At 52.7% G+C, this 19,397-nt stretch carries 13 protein-coding genes and 1 tRNA gene; 5 read left to right on the top strand and 9 right to left on the bottom strand.

The genetic code is table 11. The features are described from left to right. Window positions 1-125 precede the first annotated feature (125 nt). Both rpoD and Y017_RS04350 read left to right on the top strand, forming a co-directional pair. Window positions 126-2,027: an RNA polymerase sigma factor RpoD gene (gene rpoD / locus Y017_RS04345; protein WP_011589341.1), complete on the top strand. Its 1,902-nt coding sequence runs from the start codon at window positions 126-128 to the stop codon at window positions 2,025-2,027. 161 nt (window positions 2,028-2,188) lie between these two features. Next, window positions 2,189-2,265: transfer RNA gene (locus Y017_RS04350), tRNA-Ile, on the top strand. A gap of 234 nt (window positions 2,266-2,499) precedes the next feature. Here the strand turns inward: Y017_RS04350 and Y017_RS04355 are convergent. Further along, complete coding sequence (locus tag Y017_RS04355) at window positions 2,500-2,934, bottom strand: antitoxin Xre/MbcA/ParS toxin-binding domain-containing protein (RefSeq protein ID WP_051428699.1); 435 nt, start codon at window positions 2,932-2,934, stop codon at window positions 2,500-2,502. A gap of 256 nt (window positions 2,935-3,190) precedes the next feature. On the opposite strand from Y017_RS04355, the gene Y017_RS15520 reads away from it, so the two are divergent. Both Y017_RS15520 and Y017_RS04360 read left to right on the top strand, forming a co-directional pair. Beyond that, window positions 3,191-3,319 (top strand): hypothetical protein, encoded by a 129-nt coding sequence (locus Y017_RS15520; RefSeq protein WP_255346557.1) that lies wholly within the window; start codon window positions 3,191-3,193, stop codon window positions 3,317-3,319. 267 nt (window positions 3,320-3,586) lie between these two features. Beyond that, window positions 3,587-5,860 carry an ankyrin repeat domain-containing protein gene (locus tag Y017_RS04360; protein WP_035459191.1) on the top strand — a complete coding sequence of 758 codons (2,274 nt, stop codon included), beginning with the start codon at window positions 3,587-3,589 and terminating at the stop codon, window positions 5,858-5,860. 319 nt (window positions 5,861-6,179) lie between these two features. Here Y017_RS04360 and Y017_RS04365 read toward each other — a convergent pair whose 3' ends face one another. The 3 genes from Y017_RS04365 to dbpA form a co-directional block, all read right to left on the bottom strand. Continuing rightward, window positions 6,180-7,706 (bottom strand): Hsp70 family protein, encoded by a 1,527-nt coding sequence (locus Y017_RS04365; RefSeq protein ID WP_035459193.1) that lies wholly within the window; start codon window positions 7,704-7,706, stop codon window positions 6,180-6,182. A 9-nt stretch (window positions 7,707-7,715) separates the two neighbouring features. Continuing rightward, the gene (locus Y017_RS04370; RefSeq protein WP_035459195.1) at window positions 7,716-8,645 is read right to left on the bottom strand and encodes a GIY-YIG nuclease family protein; all 930 of its coding nucleotides are present in this window, start codon (window positions 8,643-8,645) and stop codon (window positions 7,716-7,718) included. 497 nt (window positions 8,646-9,142) lie between these two features. Then, window positions 9,143-10,522 carry an ATP-dependent RNA helicase DbpA gene (dbpA, locus tag Y017_RS04375; protein ID WP_035459197.1) on the bottom strand — a complete coding sequence of 460 codons (1,380 nt, stop codon included), beginning with the start codon at window positions 10,520-10,522 and terminating at the stop codon, window positions 9,143-9,145. Window positions 10,523-10,676: 154 nt separating this feature from the next. Between dbpA and Y017_RS04380 the strand changes: the two genes are divergently transcribed. Continuing rightward, window positions 10,677-11,369: a 4'-phosphopantetheinyl transferase gene (locus Y017_RS04380; RefSeq protein WP_035459199.1), complete on the top strand. Its 693-nt coding sequence runs from the start codon at window positions 10,677-10,679 to the stop codon at window positions 11,367-11,369. Between the two features lie 122 nt (window positions 11,370-11,491). On the opposite strand, the gene fhuF is transcribed toward Y017_RS04380, so the two are convergent. From fhuF to Y017_RS04405, 5 genes are all read right to left on the bottom strand, one after another. Beyond that, entirely contained in the window at window positions 11,492-12,223 is a 732-nt protein-coding gene (fhuF, locus tag Y017_RS04385; RefSeq protein WP_011589366.1) for a siderophore-iron reductase FhuF, read from the bottom strand. After that, window positions 12,223-13,515 (bottom strand): lysine N(6)-hydroxylase/L-ornithine N(5)-oxygenase family protein, encoded by a 1,293-nt coding sequence (locus Y017_RS04390; RefSeq protein ID WP_035459201.1) that lies wholly within the window; start codon window positions 13,513-13,515, stop codon window positions 12,223-12,225. The genes fhuF and Y017_RS04390 overlap by 1 nt, the downstream gene beginning before the upstream one ends. A 150-nt stretch (window positions 13,516-13,665) precedes the next feature. Next, entirely contained in the window at window positions 13,666-14,652 is a 987-nt protein-coding gene (locus Y017_RS04395) for a GNAT family N-acetyltransferase (RefSeq protein ID WP_035459203.1), read from the bottom strand. Beyond that, window positions 14,642-16,879, bottom strand: coding sequence for a TonB-dependent siderophore receptor (locus tag Y017_RS04400; protein WP_035459205.1), 2,238 nt, complete (start codon window positions 16,877-16,879; stop codon window positions 14,642-14,644). The genes Y017_RS04395 and Y017_RS04400 overlap by 11 nt, the downstream gene beginning before the upstream one ends. 100 nt (window positions 16,880-16,979) lie before the next feature. Beyond that, window positions 16,980-19,397 (bottom strand): condensation domain-containing protein (locus Y017_RS04405; protein ID WP_035459207.1); only part of this gene is annotated, 2,418 nt, incomplete at its 5' end.

Here is a 19,397-nt window from a genome sequence, read left to right on the forward strand (position 1 = left end):
GTGCAGCCCCAGGGTTGCATTGACTGGCCGTAGACCCCATATCCCAGTATAATACGCCGTTTTCCCACGCCACCATCACGCTGGCAAGCGCAAGCTCCCAGCACGACGTTACGGGCTTTAATTGCATGACGACTCAAAAGCAGCAGCAACAATCTCAGCTGAAGCAGTTGATCGCACTAGGTAAGGAACAGGGCTACCTTACCTACGCTGAAGTGAATGACCACTTGCCGGACTCCATTACGGATACCGATCAAGTAGAAGACATCATTCAGATGATCAACGACATGGGCATCACCGTGGTTGAAAAAGCCGCCGATGCCGACCAGTTGACGATCGACGAAAGCGCCGACAGCACAGACGAAGTCGCCGCTGAAGAAGCCGCTGCCGTGCTCGCCTCCGTAGAGAACGAACCCGGTCGCACCACCGACCCGGTACGCATGTACATGCGCGAAATGGGCACCGTGGAGCTGCTCACTCGGGAAGGCGAAATCGAAATTGCCAAGCGCATTGAAGAAGGCACCCGTGAAGTTCTTCACGCCCTCGCCTTCTGGCCCGGCGCAGTCGATATGGTGATTGAAGAATACGCCCGCGTGGAAAACGAAGAACGTAAGCTCACCGACATCATTGCCGGCTACTTGGATCCCAATGACGATGGCGCGGCAGCGACCAACGCCAATCGCGATCCTGCTTTTGCTGAAAAAGCCAAGAAGGCGGCAGAAGAAAAAGCTAAGGCAAAAGAAAAAGCCAAAGAAGAAGGTTCTGACGATAAAGACAGCGACGACGAAGACGAAGAAGATGAAGGCGGCTTGGATCCGGTATTGGCCGCAGAACGCTTCGAGACGCTGAAAAAACTGCAAGAGAAAGCAGAACGCTCTCTCAAGCGTAACGGTCGGGACCATGCATCCACCGCCAAGGCATTAGAAGCGCTGGCAGAACACTTCACCCTGTTTAAACTGGTGCCGCGTATTTTCGACAGCATGCTCGTTGGTGCACGCGACAACCTGGACCTGGTACGTAAATTCGAGCGCCAAATCATGTCCGCCACCATCCGCCGTGGCGGTATGGATCGTAAGGATTTCATCAAGGCATTTCCTGGCAACGAAACCAACATGGAGTGGATCGATAGCCAGCTGAAAACCAAAAAAGGCAAAGCCATCGCCGATAAACTGAGCGTCGTCAAAGAAGACGTTCAGCGTGCCCAGCGTAAAATCAGCACTATCGAAGACATCATTGGCTTGCCCGTTGCCGACATCAAGGAAATCAACCGTCGCATTTCCATTGGCGAAGCAAAAGCGCGTCGCGCCAAGAAAGAAATGGTCGAAGCCAACCTGCGTCTGGTTATTTCTATCGCCAAAAAATACACCAACCGAGGGCTACAATTCCTCGACCTGATTCAGGAAGGCAACATCGGCCTGATGAAAGCCGTAGACAAGTTCGAATACCGCCGTGGTTACAAATTCTCCACCTACGCTACTTGGTGGATTCGTCAGGCCATCACACGCTCCATCGCCGACCAGGCACGCACCATCCGTATCCCGGTACACATGATAGAGACCATCAACAAGATCAACCGGGTACAACGTCAAATGCTGCAGGAAATGGGCCGCGAACCCACTCCAGAAGAGCTGGGTGTACGCTTGGAAATGCCGGAAGATAAAGTTCGTAAAGTACTCAAGATTGCCAAAGAGCCAATCTCCATGGAAACCCCCATCGGTGACGATGAAGATTCCAGCCTCGGCGACTTTATCGAAGACGGCAACATGGAATCCCCGGTAGATTCCGCCACCTCGCTTGGCCTGGAAGAAGCCACCCGCGACGTACTGGCCAACCTCACCGCTCGGGAAGCTAAAGTCCTGCGCATGCGTTTCGGTATCGACATGAACACTGACCACACCCTTGAGGAAGTGGGAAAACAGTTCGACGTAACCCGTGAACGTATTCGTCAGATCGAAGCCAAGGCACTGCGCAAACTCCGGCATCCGAGCCGCAGCGAGCACCTACGCAGCTTCCTCGACGGCGACCTGTAAAACCGGCAAATGCAAAATGCCTGGGCTGCGTTGCAGCCTGGGCAATAATAAAAAAGAGTACAGCCTTTCCCTAAACCAAATACACGTTATAATCTTCGCCCGCGCGACAGCGCAGGCAAGCGTCAGGCGTTCAACATAAGAAGACGTCAGGCGATTTCTCAGGGCCTATAGCTCAGCTGGTTAGAGCAGTCGACTCATAATCGATTGGTCCCAGGTTCAAGTCCTGGTGGGCCCACCATTTCTTTACGCCAAACGCTTTATTTGTTCTTGTAACCATAGTTTGGCCGTTTTGGACAAACTATGGTGATAATGTTGGCATAGTTTGTCCGCCCTCATGCACATCCGCACAAACCACAACCCTCACCTTCTATAATTTAAGCCAAACTGACAGTTTGTCACTCCATGAAGCCACAATCCAATTTAATGATGAAACGTAATCGCTCGAACCGATGTATATATATTTAAATAACTTTTAACTGAAAACACCGCTTCGAATCCGACCTATTAAATCCTCGACATCTCTGACGCCTATTTCTGTCTCTGAACGCATCAGCGGCGACTCGCCATTAAAGATATCCCTTGGAGTCCGCATCCACGTGGCAGCCGACTGTTGATTGCCATCCATCATAGATGTGGCCAGGTCGAGCACCCTGGCCAGCCTGACGACTCTATCTGACTCCTCCGGACGCAAATAACCACGAACTTTCCTACGGCTCATGGTTGAGGGAGCAATAAGGAGGGCTTCGCCAATTTCACTACAGGAGACCTGAAGTATTGACTGGAGATTCAGAAGGGCCCGATAAGGCAGCCCTGCCTTAACCGCATCAATGAGCTTTGATTGTTCAGCCAGCGGCACACCTGCTATTCGCTCAACGACAGTCTTATCTGCGTAGCTATTCTTTCCCATGGATCTTTCTCAGCTATGAAAACGCCCTAGATGTCCATTGCATCCCATAAACATACTAATTGACCCTGCTCATGGTGGATACAAGTTACAAGCAGCAAATAACGCACCATTATTAGCATAACTCATTGTCTAATATCGCATTTGTAAAAACGATAATTATCTCGCCAACAGCCCAGCTGATGCACAGTGGCCATCCTCGTAATCTCCACTGACGCATTTCCCCAATCCCAGGGAATGCAAAACTGAGGAACTTAACATGGCTAAATCAAGCTCCAGCAAAGGCAGCTCTCGTCCGTCTACGCATCCCGGTCCTGGCGGTAACTGGCCCAGCAAGACCGGCAATCCTTCAGGCCCCGGTCGCGGCAACGGCAGGCAGGGCAAGTAAGGCGTAATTACTCGGCCCTCTGGATTGTGAGGGCCGATGTTTCTTGGGGTAGAGAGATGAAACGATACAGTAATGACAAAAACATCAATCAAAAGGTCCGATCATTGATCAAATCAGGCTGGGCAGTCAGACCCGGAAATAAGCACTCGGTGCTAATATCACCCCTAGGTTACCGTGTGGCCATACCCTCAACACCCAGCGACTGCCGTACTTGGCGTAATTTCAACCGGGATATACGACATATCAATAAGAAACAGGAACAGCTTCATGCTAGCTGAAACACCTTATCCCAATCCCTTCGAGCTTATCCGCTATGTGTTGCGCTGCCTTGACCTAAAGCAGTCCAACAAGCGCCTTGATGATCTGGCAGGGAAATCAATCTATGACCCTAGAGAGCTAACGAGAGAGCTGGAGCAGAGTGCTCCCTCGACCCTGGAAAAATATATGGGTCCAGTCGCTTCCGATAAAATATCAACAAGCCTCAGCACATTTATTGATCATTATTTGCGCGACATTGTGGGTAAGACTGCCGCTGACGGAGTAAGCAGAGCCGATGTATTGGGCTTATTAATTAGAAGCTGCATCAAGGAGCACCTTGTTGGCTTTGTAACAAAGCTAAATCAAGAGCTTAAAGCCCCTCACCCAAGCTTCTGGTTCTCACCAGGGGCGAATACTGTTGGTGCAACCTTTGCCTGGCTAGAAGAGCATCAACCCGGCATGACTGCTTATCTGGCCTCACTGAGCAAAGAGAACAGAGACAGAATTTCCTCATGGAGAAATGGCAAAGAACTGCCATCAGCTCAGTCTATCCAGTTGCTATTCTCCACAAGCAACCCATCAAAAACCTGTGAGATAACCAGAAACAGGAATTTCGCCAAGTCATTACTCTTTATGGCAAGGGCCGTCGATTTCATCAAAAGGCATGACCAGGGTAAAAGATTGATTGATGAGGCTCGTCTTTCAATCTGGAATGCAGAAAATGGGATTCATTTCGGCAACGCAATCGAGAGGATTCAGGCCCAATTATGGCTTACAGTAAAAAATAAGGATCAGCATGTTGGAAAATTACAACGCGACTTAATGCGAGGAACTGAAAAGTCCGATAGTGAGGGGCACCAAGAAACCATCAGACAAGTCAGAAAAATAATTCAATATTCAAGCAGCCTTAAATCTGCTCAGTACTGGATAGATTGGTACGATGCTAGGTGGCATGTTTTCTCCGGAGAATTGGAAGAAGCAAACCGGTTATATAAAGAATCGTTCGAGAAGGCCTCTTTTGTAGCAGGAGAAAACCTTAGAGACATCATAAGAGAGGCACTTGTCGTAGCCGCCAATCAATCCAAATCCGACATCGTCTTTCTTAAACAACTAAAATGGTCTCTTGTTAACTTTGGATATGACATCCCCTCGGCATCAGTATCCAAGCCGTCGAACACGGTTTCAGACACTATTGAAAGATGGGAAATTGAGCAGTGGAGAAGCGCATTCTTCAAAGTTTTCCCCAAAGAAGGCCTTTATCCTGGCACTGATTTTGGTTTCAAGGTCGACTCTACAGGCCCTCTAATTTTTACCGATCCTGGAAATATCAAGCCGGATTACCGGTATCCACGCAGAAAAATCAAGATTGGGGACACATGGAAGCGTTCCATGCCACAGATTGTCTGGTTTGCTATTAATGAAAATATTGAAGCTTGCAGGCAACTCTTAGAGAAAGGTGCTGACATTAACGTTCAATCTGAAGTCGGCGACACCCCTATCCTTATTGCTTTAGAGGCACTTAACTTAACAGAAGTTCCGTATCGATCTCTTAATGATGAACTTTATCAGCTTATATCAAAGGAAAGGCATAATGGAGCAACCATCAACACGCGAACTGAAAAGAAGCGCTTGCTACCGATAATCTCGGCGGTACAAACAGGTCGATTTGAGATTGTAGAAAAGATTCTCTCCATGGGGGCAAATCCTAATGGACGAGGCAAAACTGATGAGCAAACCCCACTCACGGTTTGTTTGAAGCTCATTGGTATCCTTAAAAACCCAGAATTAAGCAAGAACGAACAACTTAATATCCCAATCACACCCGAGACTCTTGACTCAATTCGTCGTTACTCTCAAGGCGCTTTCGGTTTTACTCTCGAGGACCAGATGAAAAATCTGGAACAGATGGAATCCTCAGCACTTTATCAACAGATCTGGGAGCGTTATCTCGACTTAATGTACCAACGCATTTGCGAAAATATGAACCTTGCAGAAATGAGGAGGGTAGCGTCTCTTCTGATCAAAGCTGGAGCCGACGCCAACGCCGAGCACAGCAGCCCAATCAAAGGCTATACACCATTGATGCTTGCAGCCGAACTCGACGAAGTTGATCTTTTTGAAATCATGCTTGTCCATGGGGGTGATACGGCAAAGACCTATGTTGACCCGAAATCAGGCAGAGATGTATCCATCAATGAAATTGCAAATTACTTTGATTCACGAGACATCCTGTTGATGATGAGCCGACTAGCTCCAGCCCTCAATGACAAAGGCAAAATGTAAGTAACCACAAACCATATTGGCCGGATAGATCATAGCCTGGACAAACTATGCCATCAGAATCCGGCCAACTTATGGTTACACGAACATATTTTTTCCTTTTAAATCAAGAGGATAATAAATCTGTAACGAAAATTCCCCTTCAGCCATTTAGCCTGGCACCAATCAATTTCTCTCAAAGGTACAATTTCGGTACAGTGTGAGCACCTTACCAAAAGAAGGCTGGGCCGGGCCGGTTAGCCATCCCGCTGGCATCATCTAGTCGATGATGTACAGCTGAAGAAGTGCTTCTCGGCTGCCAGCAATTATCACTTCCCCTAAATTATTGCTGTGCCGCGTAAATCGCCAACCCCGATACAACATCAAGGGTTGATTCTGAGCTCTGAACATCCTTGTCTGGAAAAACCCTTTCGACCAGTTCCTTGACGCCTTTTGCACGGCTCATACCGCCCGTAAGAGAAACCATATCGAAGTCTTCATCAGAAAACTCCTTCAGCAGAACCTTTAGCTTCTCTAGGTATCGGGCCATCGCATCAGCATAGATAACGCCATCAATATCGACCCCATGCTCTTCACCGATAAAGTCGATCACCTTTCGGCTGCGACTTTTCTGCCCCAGCTCAATCTTGCTCTCTTCGGCCAACCTGTTTAATCGAATGGTATTACCGGATTTTTTGAGGTGATTCAGGCGCCCCCTGAATGGCTCCGGCACCAGGCGAAGATCCGCCTCAATAAATTTTTTCTGGTACTCAATATGCTGAACGTTAGCGGCATAGGCGAAATAGGAGTTCAACGCAGGGATGCCCCTCACCTCCTGGCCCTTTCCAAAGAAGGGCATATACCCCTTCTTGTTGAGCTCACGATCTACGTCATTCCCCCCTAGCAGATAGCCCTGCTGCCGATGAGGAATTGGAGCGGGCTCAGCACCGCCAAGGGTCACTAACGACAAATCCGCCGTACCACCGCCTAGATCAACCACCAGAACCTTACGAGGAGTATCTTGAGAAACGTGGAATTGGTAGGACGCAGCACTAGGCTCATACATGAAAGAAACATTGGACATGCCGGCAAGCTCAGCTGCATGGGTAATAATCGAAATAGCCCGATCATTTTCCACATCACTCTGCTTTTTCCCGAAGTTAACGGGACGCCCGATAACAACCCCTGTTACTTGCTCTTCCTGAAATTGCTCTTCTACGGCACCAACAACCTTCCTGAACAAGCTGCCAATCGCCCTTTCCAGAGGTGCCGAGAGCCTGGAAGACAAATCATGAGCCAGAAAAGCCTTAGGGTTGTAGAGCAAAAGTCCCTTGCGATCATTATTCAGGTAGGCATCAACTGCCTCATTGCCAAACAACGCGCCTTCAAGCTGGCTTTCCTCCAGATTCCCAAGAACGCGGTCTTTACCTGCTTCTGATTCAAGCCATTGTCTGCGGGCTGTTTCAATTGCCTGCTTATCCTTATCCGCTCGCGTCGTTTCTACAGGCTCAGGAATACGGATAATTGCGTCGCTCAACATCCTTTGATACTTCGCAGACAGCTGTCTATCAGCGTTATAACCAGCAGGATCATTCCTGGCTTGGCTAGTAACCCTGACTCTTTCTTCTCTCACCCTGTCACTGTAATTTTCTTTGGCCTCCGTCTCTGAGCGAATCAGGGCTGAACGAATAGAGGCTATTTCGGTTTGGTGATCATCAGCATTAAAAAAATCTGCACTTGGTGCATAAGGAGGAAAGTAGATTGCTGTACGAAATTGCGGCTCACCATCAAACATGATTCGGTGAATCTCACCATCCCGATAGACTGCCAATGCTGAAAAGCTGGTACCAAAGTCAAAACCGATCTTCATTGTTATTCCTTAATCCAAACCCTGCCCTGTACTAGCCGACACTTGCTCATCCTGCCAATCTCCATAGGTCTTGCCAGTTCCTTCCACGGCCCACTGGGTGCGCCCGTTAGCGCTACGGCCGGAGATGACGGCAGCAGCGGCGCTGGGGCTGGAGAATGCCTGGTCAGCGGTAAAAGTGGTGAGGCCGCTATCGGTGGGGATCAGGATTCTGTCTTCCAGCAACTGATTGAACAGGGTCTTATAGCCGCGATCGGTACCCACCCACTCTTCGCGGGCCAGAGAGCCCTGCAGCACAAAAAATTCGCCATCCACTTCCTGGCCACGAGCCTTGATATTGTGTTTAGGCACTTCCAGCACAAAATAAGGAGATTCCTGCGGTTCTACGGGTTGTGTCTTGGGCTGGCTGGCAGGGCGTGTGCTGTCGCGGAGGAAGTCGAACCCCAGCACCGGCAGCACGGTGCGGATCTGTTCCAGAAAGAAGGCCATGTCGGCCAGGTCCGCTTCCGGCAGATTGATATAGTCGTGGGCGGTACCGTTGACCAAGGTGCAGCGCGCCACGTCGCGAGCATTTTGGATCAGCAGGCTCTCCAGGTGTTTAACATGGGCCTTGGTCAGGTTTTGGTCTTTGCTGGTAACCAAGCAGACTTTTTCCCAAAAATCCTTGCCGCCTTGCCCCTCCGGTCTATTGTGCTGCTTGAGGCGCTTACCCACATCGTCGGATTCGCCGATATAAACTAACGAGCGAAAGCTGTTATCCGGGTCTGGCCCCACCAAAAAATAGATGCCCGTGCGCCCCACTTCCGGGCGCGGCACCAGTTCGCTAAGTTTGGAGCGTGGACCGGTAAGCACATGGCCGGTCCAGTTCATAATCTCGGCAGAAAGTAGGCCATTGGGCGCACCGTCTACCAGAAACAGTCGAATGCTACGGCCTTGTGTCATGGGATATCCTTTTCCATTATCGATTTTTCTTATATTGAGGCGGTACTTAAGCCCCTCTGCTGGCCGAGGGAAAACCTAAATCACTGTCCGGTAGTTAGTTAACCACGACACATAAGCCTGAGGCTTGAGCCGTTAAAGACCAGATGCTTTAGGATTTTTTAGGCGGCGAATTAGTGGGTCTCCCAACAATTTAGGCTGGCCTTGAATACCTATCGAAGGATACCTATCAAGAAACTGATGCCAAACCACCTGGATATCCTCCCCCCTCGTCACGAACCACTACGCCCCCAGCGTTAGGGAAAAACCGCGCTCGTCGAACAAATCGCCCCCGGGCTCTGGGCCATCTTCAATAATAGGTGGGGGTATGTGAGAGCAAATTGCTGTAGGCAATGCACGCCACCCAGGAGGTAAAGCCCCCGGAGGTCGCGCCAGTGGAAGGACGCAAGCCTTCGCCGGCAACACCGCGTTACACGGTGCACCATTTTTCAGCCTGGTAATTAAAGCTTTTTCACCCGCCGGTTTTTTCCTTTGATTTTGCCTTTCAGTAATCGTTCGAGAGCCAAGTCCGCACTCTCACGATCGATAGCCACATAGGCCTGATAATCCGTGACGGTAATTTTTCCCACCTGATTACCCGCAATGCCAGCATCACCGGTAAGCGCACCGAGGATATCACCGGGGCGCAGCTTGTCTTTGCGGCCTGCACCGATACATAAGGTGATGGTAGGCGGCTGCATGGGCTCCCCCTCTCGAGGCTTAAGGCTATTGAGCGGATGCCAATTCAAAGGCGCGCCCTGCAACTGTTCAATAGCTATAGCGCGCCGGGATTCACGGGGGGCTACCAGATTAATAGCCAGCCCTTTTTCGCCGGCACGGCCGGTGCGGCCGACACGATGGATATGGGTTTGCGGCTCGTGGGACAACTCCGCATTGATGACCATATCCAGGTTATCAATATCCAGCCCCCGGGCCGCCACATCCGTGGCCACCAGCACCGATAAGCTGCGGTTGGCAAACAACGTGAGCACCTCATCGCGCTCACGCTGCTCCAGGTCACTGTTGAGCACCATGGCTGACAGCCCCTGACGACAAAGCTGATTCACTACATCCTGGCATTGCTGCTTGGTCACACAGAACACCACGCAGGATACTGGACGGAAACAGGCAATGGCGCTGGCCACTGCCTCTTCGCGCTGGAACGGCTCCACTTCATAATAGCGCTGCTCGATCTGGCTATTATCGTGCAGGGTTTCCACTTCTACATGCTGGGGATTACTCATGAAAGTTTCTGCCAGCTGCTTGATTCCCGGCGGGTAGGTGGCGGAAAACAGCAGGGTTTGACGGCGTGGCGGCGTCTGCCGAATCACCTCCGCAATGCTGTCGTAAAAGCCCATATCGAGCATGCGATCGGCTTCATCCAATACCAGCGTATTCAGCCCGTCCAAGCTCAGCGTCCCCTTACTCAAGTGTTTTAGAACGCGCCCCGGTGTGCCAACCACAATCTGCGCACCGTGCTCCAGTGAGCCGATTTGCGGGCCGATGGGTTGCCCACCACACAGGGTGAGCACTTTGATATTGCCGGGGCCACGGGCCAACCGGCGAATTTCCACGGCCACTTGATCTGCCAACTCCCGGGTTGGGCACAGCACCAACGCCTGGCAACCGTAATAGCGCGGGTTCAAAGGGTGCAGCACACCAAGCCCAAAGGCTGCCGTCTTGCCGCTACCGGTACTGGCCTGGGCAATCACATCGTGCCCTTTAAGCAATAACGGCAGGCTTTGCGCTTGTACTGGGGTCATGGTGACGTAGCCCAGCGCGTCCAGGTTAGCGAGCATTTCTGGGGTCAACGGCAGGGAGGCAAAAGAAGAATCGGTCACGGAGGTAGCCTGTGGCAAAGGTGGCAAGAAAAAACAGCAAGATACAGAGCAAGCAGTGTGGCCAGTGTAACAGTTGTGGCATTCTAATGAGGATCAAATTCCTCGCTGCCGGGCAGCTCTGATATAGTACCGGCAACCGGGAAAGCTGCTAATCATGTCATTATTCCATCGCCCTTCATGCCTAACTCACCTTCATCGCGAAGAGCTCGCCACCGGGCTGGTGCGCGTGGGCTGCCACTACGCTCCTGAACGACTTTGCGACGATAGTTTTGCTCAGGCAGACATTCCCTTGCCCCCGTCTCTGAGCACCGCCGTGGCGAAACGCCGAAGCGAGTATCTGGCTGGGCGTTGGTGCGCACGTGAAGCGCTGGCGATGCTTGGCGTGAGCGGCATTCCTGCTCTGGGGGCCGATCGAGCCCCGCAATGGCCCGAAGGCACCCTGGGCAGCATTACCCATAGCCATGGTATCGCTGAAGTCATGGTCGCTGACGCGCGCCATTGGCTAACCGTGGGGCTGGACACGGAGCAATGGCTCAGCGCAGAACGAGCGGCACGACTATGCCGCGAACTGCTGACCCATGAAGAACGAGAACAATTAGAAGGGTTATCGGACATTCAGCGTGCCAACCGCATCACCTTAATTTTTTCTGCCAAAGAAAGTTTATTCAAGGCACTCTACCCGATCACCGGCAAGCGGTTTTATTTTCACGACGCAACGCGCCGGGACTCCCGTTCATTAACGCTACTGAAAACCTTATCCGCGGATTGGAAGGCCGGCACCACCATTCCGTTTCGTTGGCGCGAACGCCAGCAAGGTGTTTTGAGCTGGATCGCCCTGCCCCGCTAAGACGCCGGTGTTGAAAAAACCGCTCAACTCTGAGCGTGGCCTAAGGCATGCAAATCATGTGTCATATGGCGACGGGCAGGAGGTTTACTTTTCTTAGGGGCAAAGCACAACAGATGTGCGCTTCAGGTCATGCCTTTTCGGCACAGCCGTGGGCAGTCTTCACACAACGCGGTATCCGGTAGTCGAAAACGGATACAACAGGTGCGACGCACCGTCAGCAGGGTGCCAGTATTGGCGTTCATCCTGTCCTGGTAGGCTCCGAAAAAGGGGTTCCTTTCACCGTTTTCAAAAGCAGGCTGAGCAAACAATGCTAGCCCCGGCGACCACAGCATCTCTGGCAGGCCGGCGCCTTTCAGTTCACCCGTAAACCAGTGAATATAACGGCTAGCATTACTCCACAGCACCCTAGGGGACAACCCCAGCGCCTGCTGCCAAGCCGTAATCACCGGCTGCAGATTGTCTCGCATTATTCCCTCAAACCGAGAAAGCGGGTGCTCCGAGGGCACCAGCAGCTGCCCCTCATTGGGCAACACAAAGGCGCCGGGCAGCCCTTGCTCATCCAGCTCTATCGCCAGAGCATCCACTGCGAGCGGCAGTGCACGTTGCAGAATCAGGTTAGCGGCCAGCACCGGGGGCAGCAGGCGCAAGAAATAATACTTACTCCAGATGGATAGCAGCGCCCGCTCATCTTCCCCCTTCAGATCAGGGCGAAATTGATATAGCGACTGTCGTAACCGCCGGGCATCAAACAGGTCCGTTAACGGGATGGCCGAATCATTCGGCTCGGCCAACCGCAACAACGAACCATAGGAAGAGAAGCCCCCTTGAAACAAGGGGGCCAGAGCAGGAATCATCAGCTCGCGCAGGCCGTGGCTATCGGCCGGCTCTGCCGTTCTATCAGCGCGTCCACCACCTCCTGGGAACGCACCGCCAGGATCGACAACAGGGTATCGCTAAGACCATGGGTTTGCTCACAACAACCCTGCAGGAACACATTGGCATGGCAGCCTTTCGCCATCGGCAAACGATAACAACGCTCCACCCCTTGCTCAGACATCCAGCGCGCCATGGGCGACAGCAATTGTTCATGCCCATTGCGGTTATAGCCTGTAGCCAGCACCACCCCATCGTAAACTTCGGTCTGTTCCACGCCGGTGTCCTTGTTACGTAGGGTCAACAGCACACGGGTGCCATCGTTCTGCACACCAACGATATCTCGGTTGGATAAAAACCGGTGCTGAACCTTGCCTGTCACTTTCTGCAAATAAAGGCGTTCGTATATTTGTTCAATTTCCGCTAAGTCCACTACCGCGTAGTTGGTTTGACTAAAGCGTTTGAGAAAATCCTGCCGCTCCGTTTCCGGGCGAGCGTAAATAGTATCCGTGAAGCCAGGATCAAATATTTCGTTCACGAAAGCGCTGTCATCCGCCGGGTGCAGGGCACGACTGCGGCTGATCAGGTCCATCTTGCCATCCGGGTACTGATCCATCAGGTCCAGATAGATTTCTGCGGCACTTTGGCCTGCCCCTATTACTGCAATACGCGGTGTCTCGTGGCGACCAAAACGCTCGTATTCATGTTTGTAGCGGGAAGAGTGAACCATGTTGTTACCCATCTTGCCGGCGAACACAGCCGGAATTTTTGGGTACCCACCGATACCAATCACCAAGTTGCGGGTAAAAATTTCGTTCTCACTGCCATCGGGATTCCGTGAACGAACACGCACCCATTCCACTTCGCCACCCTGTTCCACCGGCTCAATAGCGATCACTTCCTGGCCATAGTGCACATGCTCTTTAAACTGATCGGCGGACCAACGCATGTAATCGTTGTACTCAACACGGGTGGGGAAAAAGGTGCCCATATTGATAAAAGAGTCGAGACGATTATTGTCGTGCAGATAATTGACGAAGGTGAAGCGGCTGGCCGGGTTGCGCAAAGTGGCCAAATCTTTCAGAAATGACACTTGCATGCGCGTACCTTCCAGCAGCATGCCCCCATGCCATTCAAAGCGGGGCTGCTTTTCCAGGAAACAGTAACGCAAGCCATCCAGGTCTTTGTGTTCGTCTAGCGCAATAGCAATGGCCAAGTTGGCCGGACCGAATCCAATACCAACGACGTCATATTCTTGAGAATGAACGCTCATGGGGTATGTCCTCAATGTGTCGGAAACCGAACGGTTTCCGGGTTATCCATACACCGACACATCGGGCATTACCGATATGCCAGCCACCTGCTGCCGGATAGTGGTGGGCAGCGCGCCATGGCGGTTCGGTAAAAAACCGAACCGAGATTTTCAGCTCAGCTCACAACGCTCAAAAAATGCGTCACGGTACAGCACCATCAGGGCTGCGCGCTTGTGCGGAAAATCAAACTCCTTTGGCTTGGCAAATCGCCTGGCTTGAAGGTGTTGAATCATCTTGTCGTTATCCGAACGGGGCTCAGAAACAATCCTTGTGGTACGACAATCATCGAGAAAAAGGTAATGGCAAAGCGCGTTCAGCCATGCCTTAACCTTATGCGGACCACGGTGGTGATCTTCACCTACCAACATGTGAATCCCGCGGTCAAAATCTTGCGCATCGTAGTAAGGCCCGATGCGATCTTCCTTTGCCCAATACGCTTCAAAATAAGCAAAGGGTTCATCATCAATACACCCGATCAGGTTAAGCACCTGAGATTCTTTCGCCTGACGTTCCAAGTAGGCGCGATGCTCGTCCAGCGACCCACTCTGTTCCCAGAAGGCGGCCACGCGCTCACTGTTCTGCCAGCGCATGAACCGGTGCAGATCTTGTTCGATATCCAGCGTGCGCAGGGACACCCATGCCTGAATACCGGTATCAAAACGGCGGTAAACTTCCCCCACCGGTTTACAACGGCGTCGCGGGTGACGCCGGCCAGATTCATCCATGATCATAGTGACCGGATATGGCAAGGGATCGCTTTGCCGTAACCAGTCACCGGGCAGCTGCCAGAGCATGTCACGCTCAAGCCATGCTGTCTGGTTCTCTCTGTGAACCATAAAGGCCGCATGAAAGCCGCTCTCGAATTGCAGGGCATTTACCTCGGCATGCGAGACAAAAAATGCCCAAGCGGCCCGACATAATTGGGCCGGATCGTCGGTGGACTGCTGGACCCTGGCAGCGGTGTCTTCCACCACCACGGTCAGCCAATCTTGATCATTACACTGGCACCGCCATTGCGGCGCCAGCTCCTGATCGAACACATCCAACTGCTGCCCGTTGGGCAGCAGCATAATGGTGTGACGGGCATTACCACGCATACGTCACGCTACCGATCACACTGCGACGGTCGCCATACCAGCAGTAATAATCACAGGTAGCGACATACTCTTTGTCTTCCAGATTTTTCGCCGCCACTTGGAACTTGAAGTCTTTGTAGCGATAGCTCACCGTGGCATCCCAAAGGGTATAGGACGGCACTTTCAAGGTTTCAAGATTATCGCCATAGGTGTCGCTGACGTAACGCACGCCGGAACCAATGGCGAAGCCATTCAGCGGACCATCCAAGAAGGTGTATTTAGCCCAGGCAGAGTACAGAGTATTCGCAATATTCACCGGGCGATTGCCTTCTTCAGCAGGGGTGCTGTCGGAAACAATTTCCGGGTTCATCCAGGTCGCATTCGCTAACAAGCTCAAGCTCGGGGTGATATTGGTAACGGCTTCCAATTCAATCCCTTCACTTTCCACTTCACCAATCTGCTTAAAGGCAGGTGTACCCGCTGCACCGGAAGCCAAGTTTTCTTGGGTAATCTTAAACGCCGCCGCGTTGAAGTAGCCGTCCATGCCTTCCGGCTGGAACTTAATACCCACTTCGATCTGATCGCCTTCCTGAGGCTTAGCTGCTTCGCCATTCTGATCCAGCTGGAGAATTGGCTGGAAAAACTGCGAATAGCTGGTGTACGCGGTCACGTTATCATTTATCAACCACGCGAGGCCCGCGTTGGCGGTCCATTTATCGTTGTCGATGTTCTGCTCAACACCCGTGGATTTATTCTCGATCTCACTACTGGCGCGGTCAAAACGAGCCCCAACGGTCAGCACCAGTTGGTTATCAAATTTCATCTGATCCTGTAGGTAACCACCCACCTGATACGCATCGATAGTGGTGCGCTGCCGCTCCGTTACTTCGGTACACACAAGAGTGCTGAAATTACAGGAAACCGGGGTCAGCTCACTGGCATCGCGATACTGTGGGTCAAAGGGGTTCAACGTCGCAGGCGCAAACACCCCCGGCGCAGCCTCGTACCCCATCAACGGATCACCAAAACTTTTGCCATCAATGTGCAGGCTTTGATAATCAAGCCCTGCCAGCAAGGTATGCTCGACGTTATTAATCGACCACGTATGAATCAAACGGTTATCCAGGTTAACGCCGTAGGCGTCACCGTCTTCATCAGTAAGGCCACGAATTGCTTGCGAGTCGCCACTGCCCGGCATATACCCCAGTGTGTACATTTGCTTCAGATCTACATCAATCTGCTGGTAGCGGGCACTCTGCTGGAAACTAGTCGAATCATTAAACGCATGATCCAGCTGATAACCGAACGAGACCTGGGTACGCTCAAACTTCTCGTAATCCAGGTTGCCAATGGCAACATCATCGTCAATCTTGCCATTGGGGTTTGGAGAAATCGTACCGCTGGATGGCAGAAACTGCAGGTACGGATCAGAGTCATCTTTCTGATAGGAGGCCAACAGCGTCAGCTCAGTTCGATCACCTAGCCCCAGTTTTAGAGACGGTGCCAGCATGGTGCGCTCAGCTTCCAGGTCGTCCACTTGGGTGCCGTTTTCCCGGCCCAAAGCAATAACACGCCAAGACACATCTTCCGAGGGCGCCCCACCTACATCAACAGATATTTGCTTGCGGTCATAACTGCCGTATTCCGCGGTTACGGAACCAAAAGAATAATCCTGAGGACGCTTACTGATTACATTGATCACACCGCCGGGAGGGGTCTGCCCGTACAACACAGACGCCGGACCACGCATAATTTCTACACGCTCCTGGGCAAAAGGATCAAGCTGCCAGCTGTAAAAGCCATAGGAATAAACTCGTGTGCCATCACGGTACAAACCATTGTTCGCCTGTTTGAAACCACGAATAACAAACCAGTCTTGTTTGTTATCTTCGCCATAGAAGTTGGCCTGGATACTCGGCGTGTACTGCAGCGCATCTGCGATGCTGACGGAAGCACGATCATCCATCTGTTCACGGGTAACAATAGAAACCGCACGAGGTGCTTCTTTTACCGGTGTATCCGTTTTAGTGGCCGTCAGGCTGCGCTGCCCTACATAACCAAAATCATCACCACCGTATACATCGTCCGACTGCTCGGCATTCACCTTGATGGTCTGCAATTCATCAGCGTCCTGCTGTTCTTCTGCCCAGACAGGTGATGCCGCCATTGCCGCCGCTACCGCCAGCGCCAGTGGATTGCGGCCCCACTTCAGCCCCCGGATCAGCCCGCTCTCGGTCCGATTCCCCATGGTCGTTCTCCTAGCAATCGTAAGACACATAGTAATAGTAATGATTCGCAACCGCATTATACATATTGCGAAGCTCACGACTAGTGCACAGCAACAATGATTAGTCCGGTATGTCCATCAATGCGTTGCCACCCTTGCAACACTTCAGCAAAACGGACAGGCCCTGTAACAGGGACGGCTCCCGCACGATCGTCAGGTGGTCCGCCGATACTGTCTCGGTATGGGCAAGTTCAGCACATAACGCTAACCCGCGTTGAAGTGCCTGAGCGCGCCCCGCTGGCTCACTGGCCCACCAACTGTGCACCGGGGTATGCAATGCCGGCAGCTGATAACCCCAACACAAATCCCGCAAATGTTGCTCCACAGCCCAGGCATGCAATAACTGCGCAGCACTGTCTGCCACCGCCGCCTCAATCGATTGCGTAGCCAGCCACTGTGTAAAGTTCTGCGGCCATTGCGCGGGCTTGCTGTCACGCAAACGCGCCATGCAATCGTCTAACGCGGTAGCGGGCGCGCAAGTCAGTAGCATGCCCAAATGTGCACGCAAGGTTTGTTGCGCCTGTGGCGACGACCACTGATCTTCCGGCACTTCGTGACCCGGCACATAGGTATCCAGCAGCCCCACAAAGGCTACCTCTTCACCGGCTTGCTCCAATCGGTGGGCAAGCTCCATGGACATGGCGCCTCCCATGGACCAGCCCAATAAATAGTACGGGCCTTCAGGTTGCGCCTGGCGCACCGTGCGGTAATACCGCTCTACCATTTCACTCAACGACGGATCGAACCAGCCGGGCTCGAGGAAGCTGCGTGATTGCAAGCCACGCACCTGCCACTGCCCTTCCAGGCTGGCGGCCAGCGCTTGATAACCGGTTGTGCGCCCCGTCACGGGATGGGGGCACCACAACACAGGCGCGTCTGCACTGCTATTCAGCACGGTTACCAACGCCGGGTCGGCCCGCGCTTCCTGTGGTGAGTCGGCCAGGTCCAACAAGGCAAGCAGCTCCTGCCGATAACGACCGCACAAGTGCTGTACTTGCTGGCGCGGGTAATGGCTGCGAGCAAAATCCCAAACCAACCCCAGCTTGCCCGCCACCACCTGACCATTAATGGCCAGCGGCGCAGCCATGGGGTTGTCCTCTGCCTGAGCCTTACCGCCGCCCGGCAAAGGAGTGAAACCCTGAATCAACGCATCATTGTGATACTGGCCAAGATAGTTGAACGTCACTGGCGCATCAGTGCTGTCGTTAAGCGGACTGTCGGCAAGATAGCGCAGTGCGCCATAGCCCACGCCGCCGTCAGCCTCGGTATTTGCCAGCTGTTGCGAGACCGCAAAAAGATTCCGCCGCGGGTCGCCGTCGAACGGCAACCTCAGCGGGAAAAGGCTGGTGAACCAACCCAGGGTACGGCTCAAATCCAAACCGGGAGCCAGGCGCGTTTCACGGCCATGGCCTTCCAGATTAATAACGAGCTGATTGTCTTGTGAGGGCGACTCGCTGCCAGCCTCATGCGCCTCAGGGGCGGAACGCACCGCCAGCGAGGCGCCCATAGCGGAAGGTTTCAACGTCCGGGTGAGCGCCGTCAGCAATAGAGCGGGAACGGACACGCCCAACTTAACAGGCGCGTCCTGCAGCAACCTGCGGGTATCATCCTTGCCCAACGACAAGGCCACGCTTTCCTTTTCCGCAAAGGTGGGCAGGGCACTGTCTATTTTTTCCGGCTGTTGTCCCTGCCAGAACGGCAAACGTGCTTCCCCTTTACTCTGCAGCCATTGCTCCAGCGCCTGGTGCCAATCGCTCAAATTATGGCTACGCTCCGGCAGGGTTATCGCCGCGCCCGTTAAGGCTTGCCCATAGGCATTGAGCAGGTCATCCAACAAAATACGCCAAGATACGCCATCCACTGCAAGGTGATGAATCACCAATAACATTCGATCCGGTTGCTGCGGCGTTTGCACGTAAAGGACACGAAACAGTTCACCGGTTTCAATATTCAGGCTTTGCTGAGTCTGCTCGCACAGGGTCTCGACCGCCGCTTCGTCAGCAGCCTGGCACCACCACAATAATTCATCGCAGGGCCTGTCCGCCGACAAACAGGTTTGCCTCCAGCCATTCGCCTCATAAGTAAACTGCAGACGTAACGCGTCGTGCTGCCGGTAGAGCGCCTGCAAGGTAACATTCAGTGCTTGGCGATCCATGGGCGCATCCAACGCCAACCACAAATGTTGGTTCCAGTGACTAGGGCTAGGCGGTCTCAGGGAAAAGAAATGCTGTTGAATGGGCAGAAGACCAAGCTCACCCTGCAAGGGCTGCTGGGAAATAATCGAGGCCTCTGCGTTCACTGCGCACGCCGCCAGATCGTGTAATCGCGGGTGTTCAAAAAGGTCCTTAGGCGTTAATGCCAAGCCCTGTTGCCGAGCACGGCTGACCACCTGCAAAGCCAAAATGGAATCGCCGCCCAGGGCAAAGAAATTATCATCACGACTCACCCCTTTTCGGCCCAGCAGAGACTGCCAAATGTC

This window comes from Alcanivorax sp. 97CO-5 (assembly GCF_000524665.1).
Lineage (GTDB): Bacteria > Pseudomonadota > Gammaproteobacteria > Pseudomonadales > Alcanivoracaceae > Alcanivorax > Alcanivorax borkumensis.

Coding starts and splice junctions, on each gene's coding strand:
- Y017_RS04390 (WP_035459201.1), bottom strand. CDS start 13,515: ATGAGCGTTCATTCTCAAGAATATGACGTCGTTGGTATTGGATTCGGT.
- Y017_RS04400 (WP_035459205.1), bottom strand. CDS start 16,879: ATGGGGAATCGGACCGAGAGCGGGCTGATCCGGGGGCTGAAGTGGGGC.
- fhuF (WP_011589366.1), bottom strand. CDS start 12,223: ATGATTCCTGCTCTGGCCCCCTTGTTTCAAGGGGGCTTCTCTTCCTAT.
- Y017_RS04355 (WP_051428699.1), bottom strand. CDS start 2,934: ATGGGAAAGAATAGCTACGCAGATAAGACTGTCGTTGAGCGAATAGCA.
- Y017_RS04360 (WP_035459191.1), top strand. CDS start 3,587: ATGCTAGCTGAAACACCTTATCCCAATCCCTTCGAGCTTATCCGCTAT.
- Y017_RS04370 (WP_035459195.1), bottom strand. CDS start 8,645: ATGACACAAGGCCGTAGCATTCGACTGTTTCTGGTAGACGGTGCGCCC.
- Y017_RS15520 (WP_255346557.1), top strand. CDS start 3,191: ATGGCTAAATCAAGCTCCAGCAAAGGCAGCTCTCGTCCGTCTACGCAT.
- Y017_RS04380 (WP_035459199.1), top strand. CDS start 10,677: ATGTCATTATTCCATCGCCCTTCATGCCTAACTCACCTTCATCGCGAA.
- Y017_RS04365 (WP_035459193.1), bottom strand. CDS start 7,706: ATGAAGATCGGTTTTGACTTTGGTACCAGCTTTTCAGCATTGGCAGTC.
- Y017_RS04395 (WP_035459203.1), bottom strand. CDS start 14,652: ATGCGTGGTAATGCCCGTCACACCATTATGCTGCTGCCCAACGGGCAG.
- rpoD (WP_011589341.1), top strand. CDS start 126: ATGACGACTCAAAAGCAGCAGCAACAATCTCAGCTGAAGCAGTTGATC.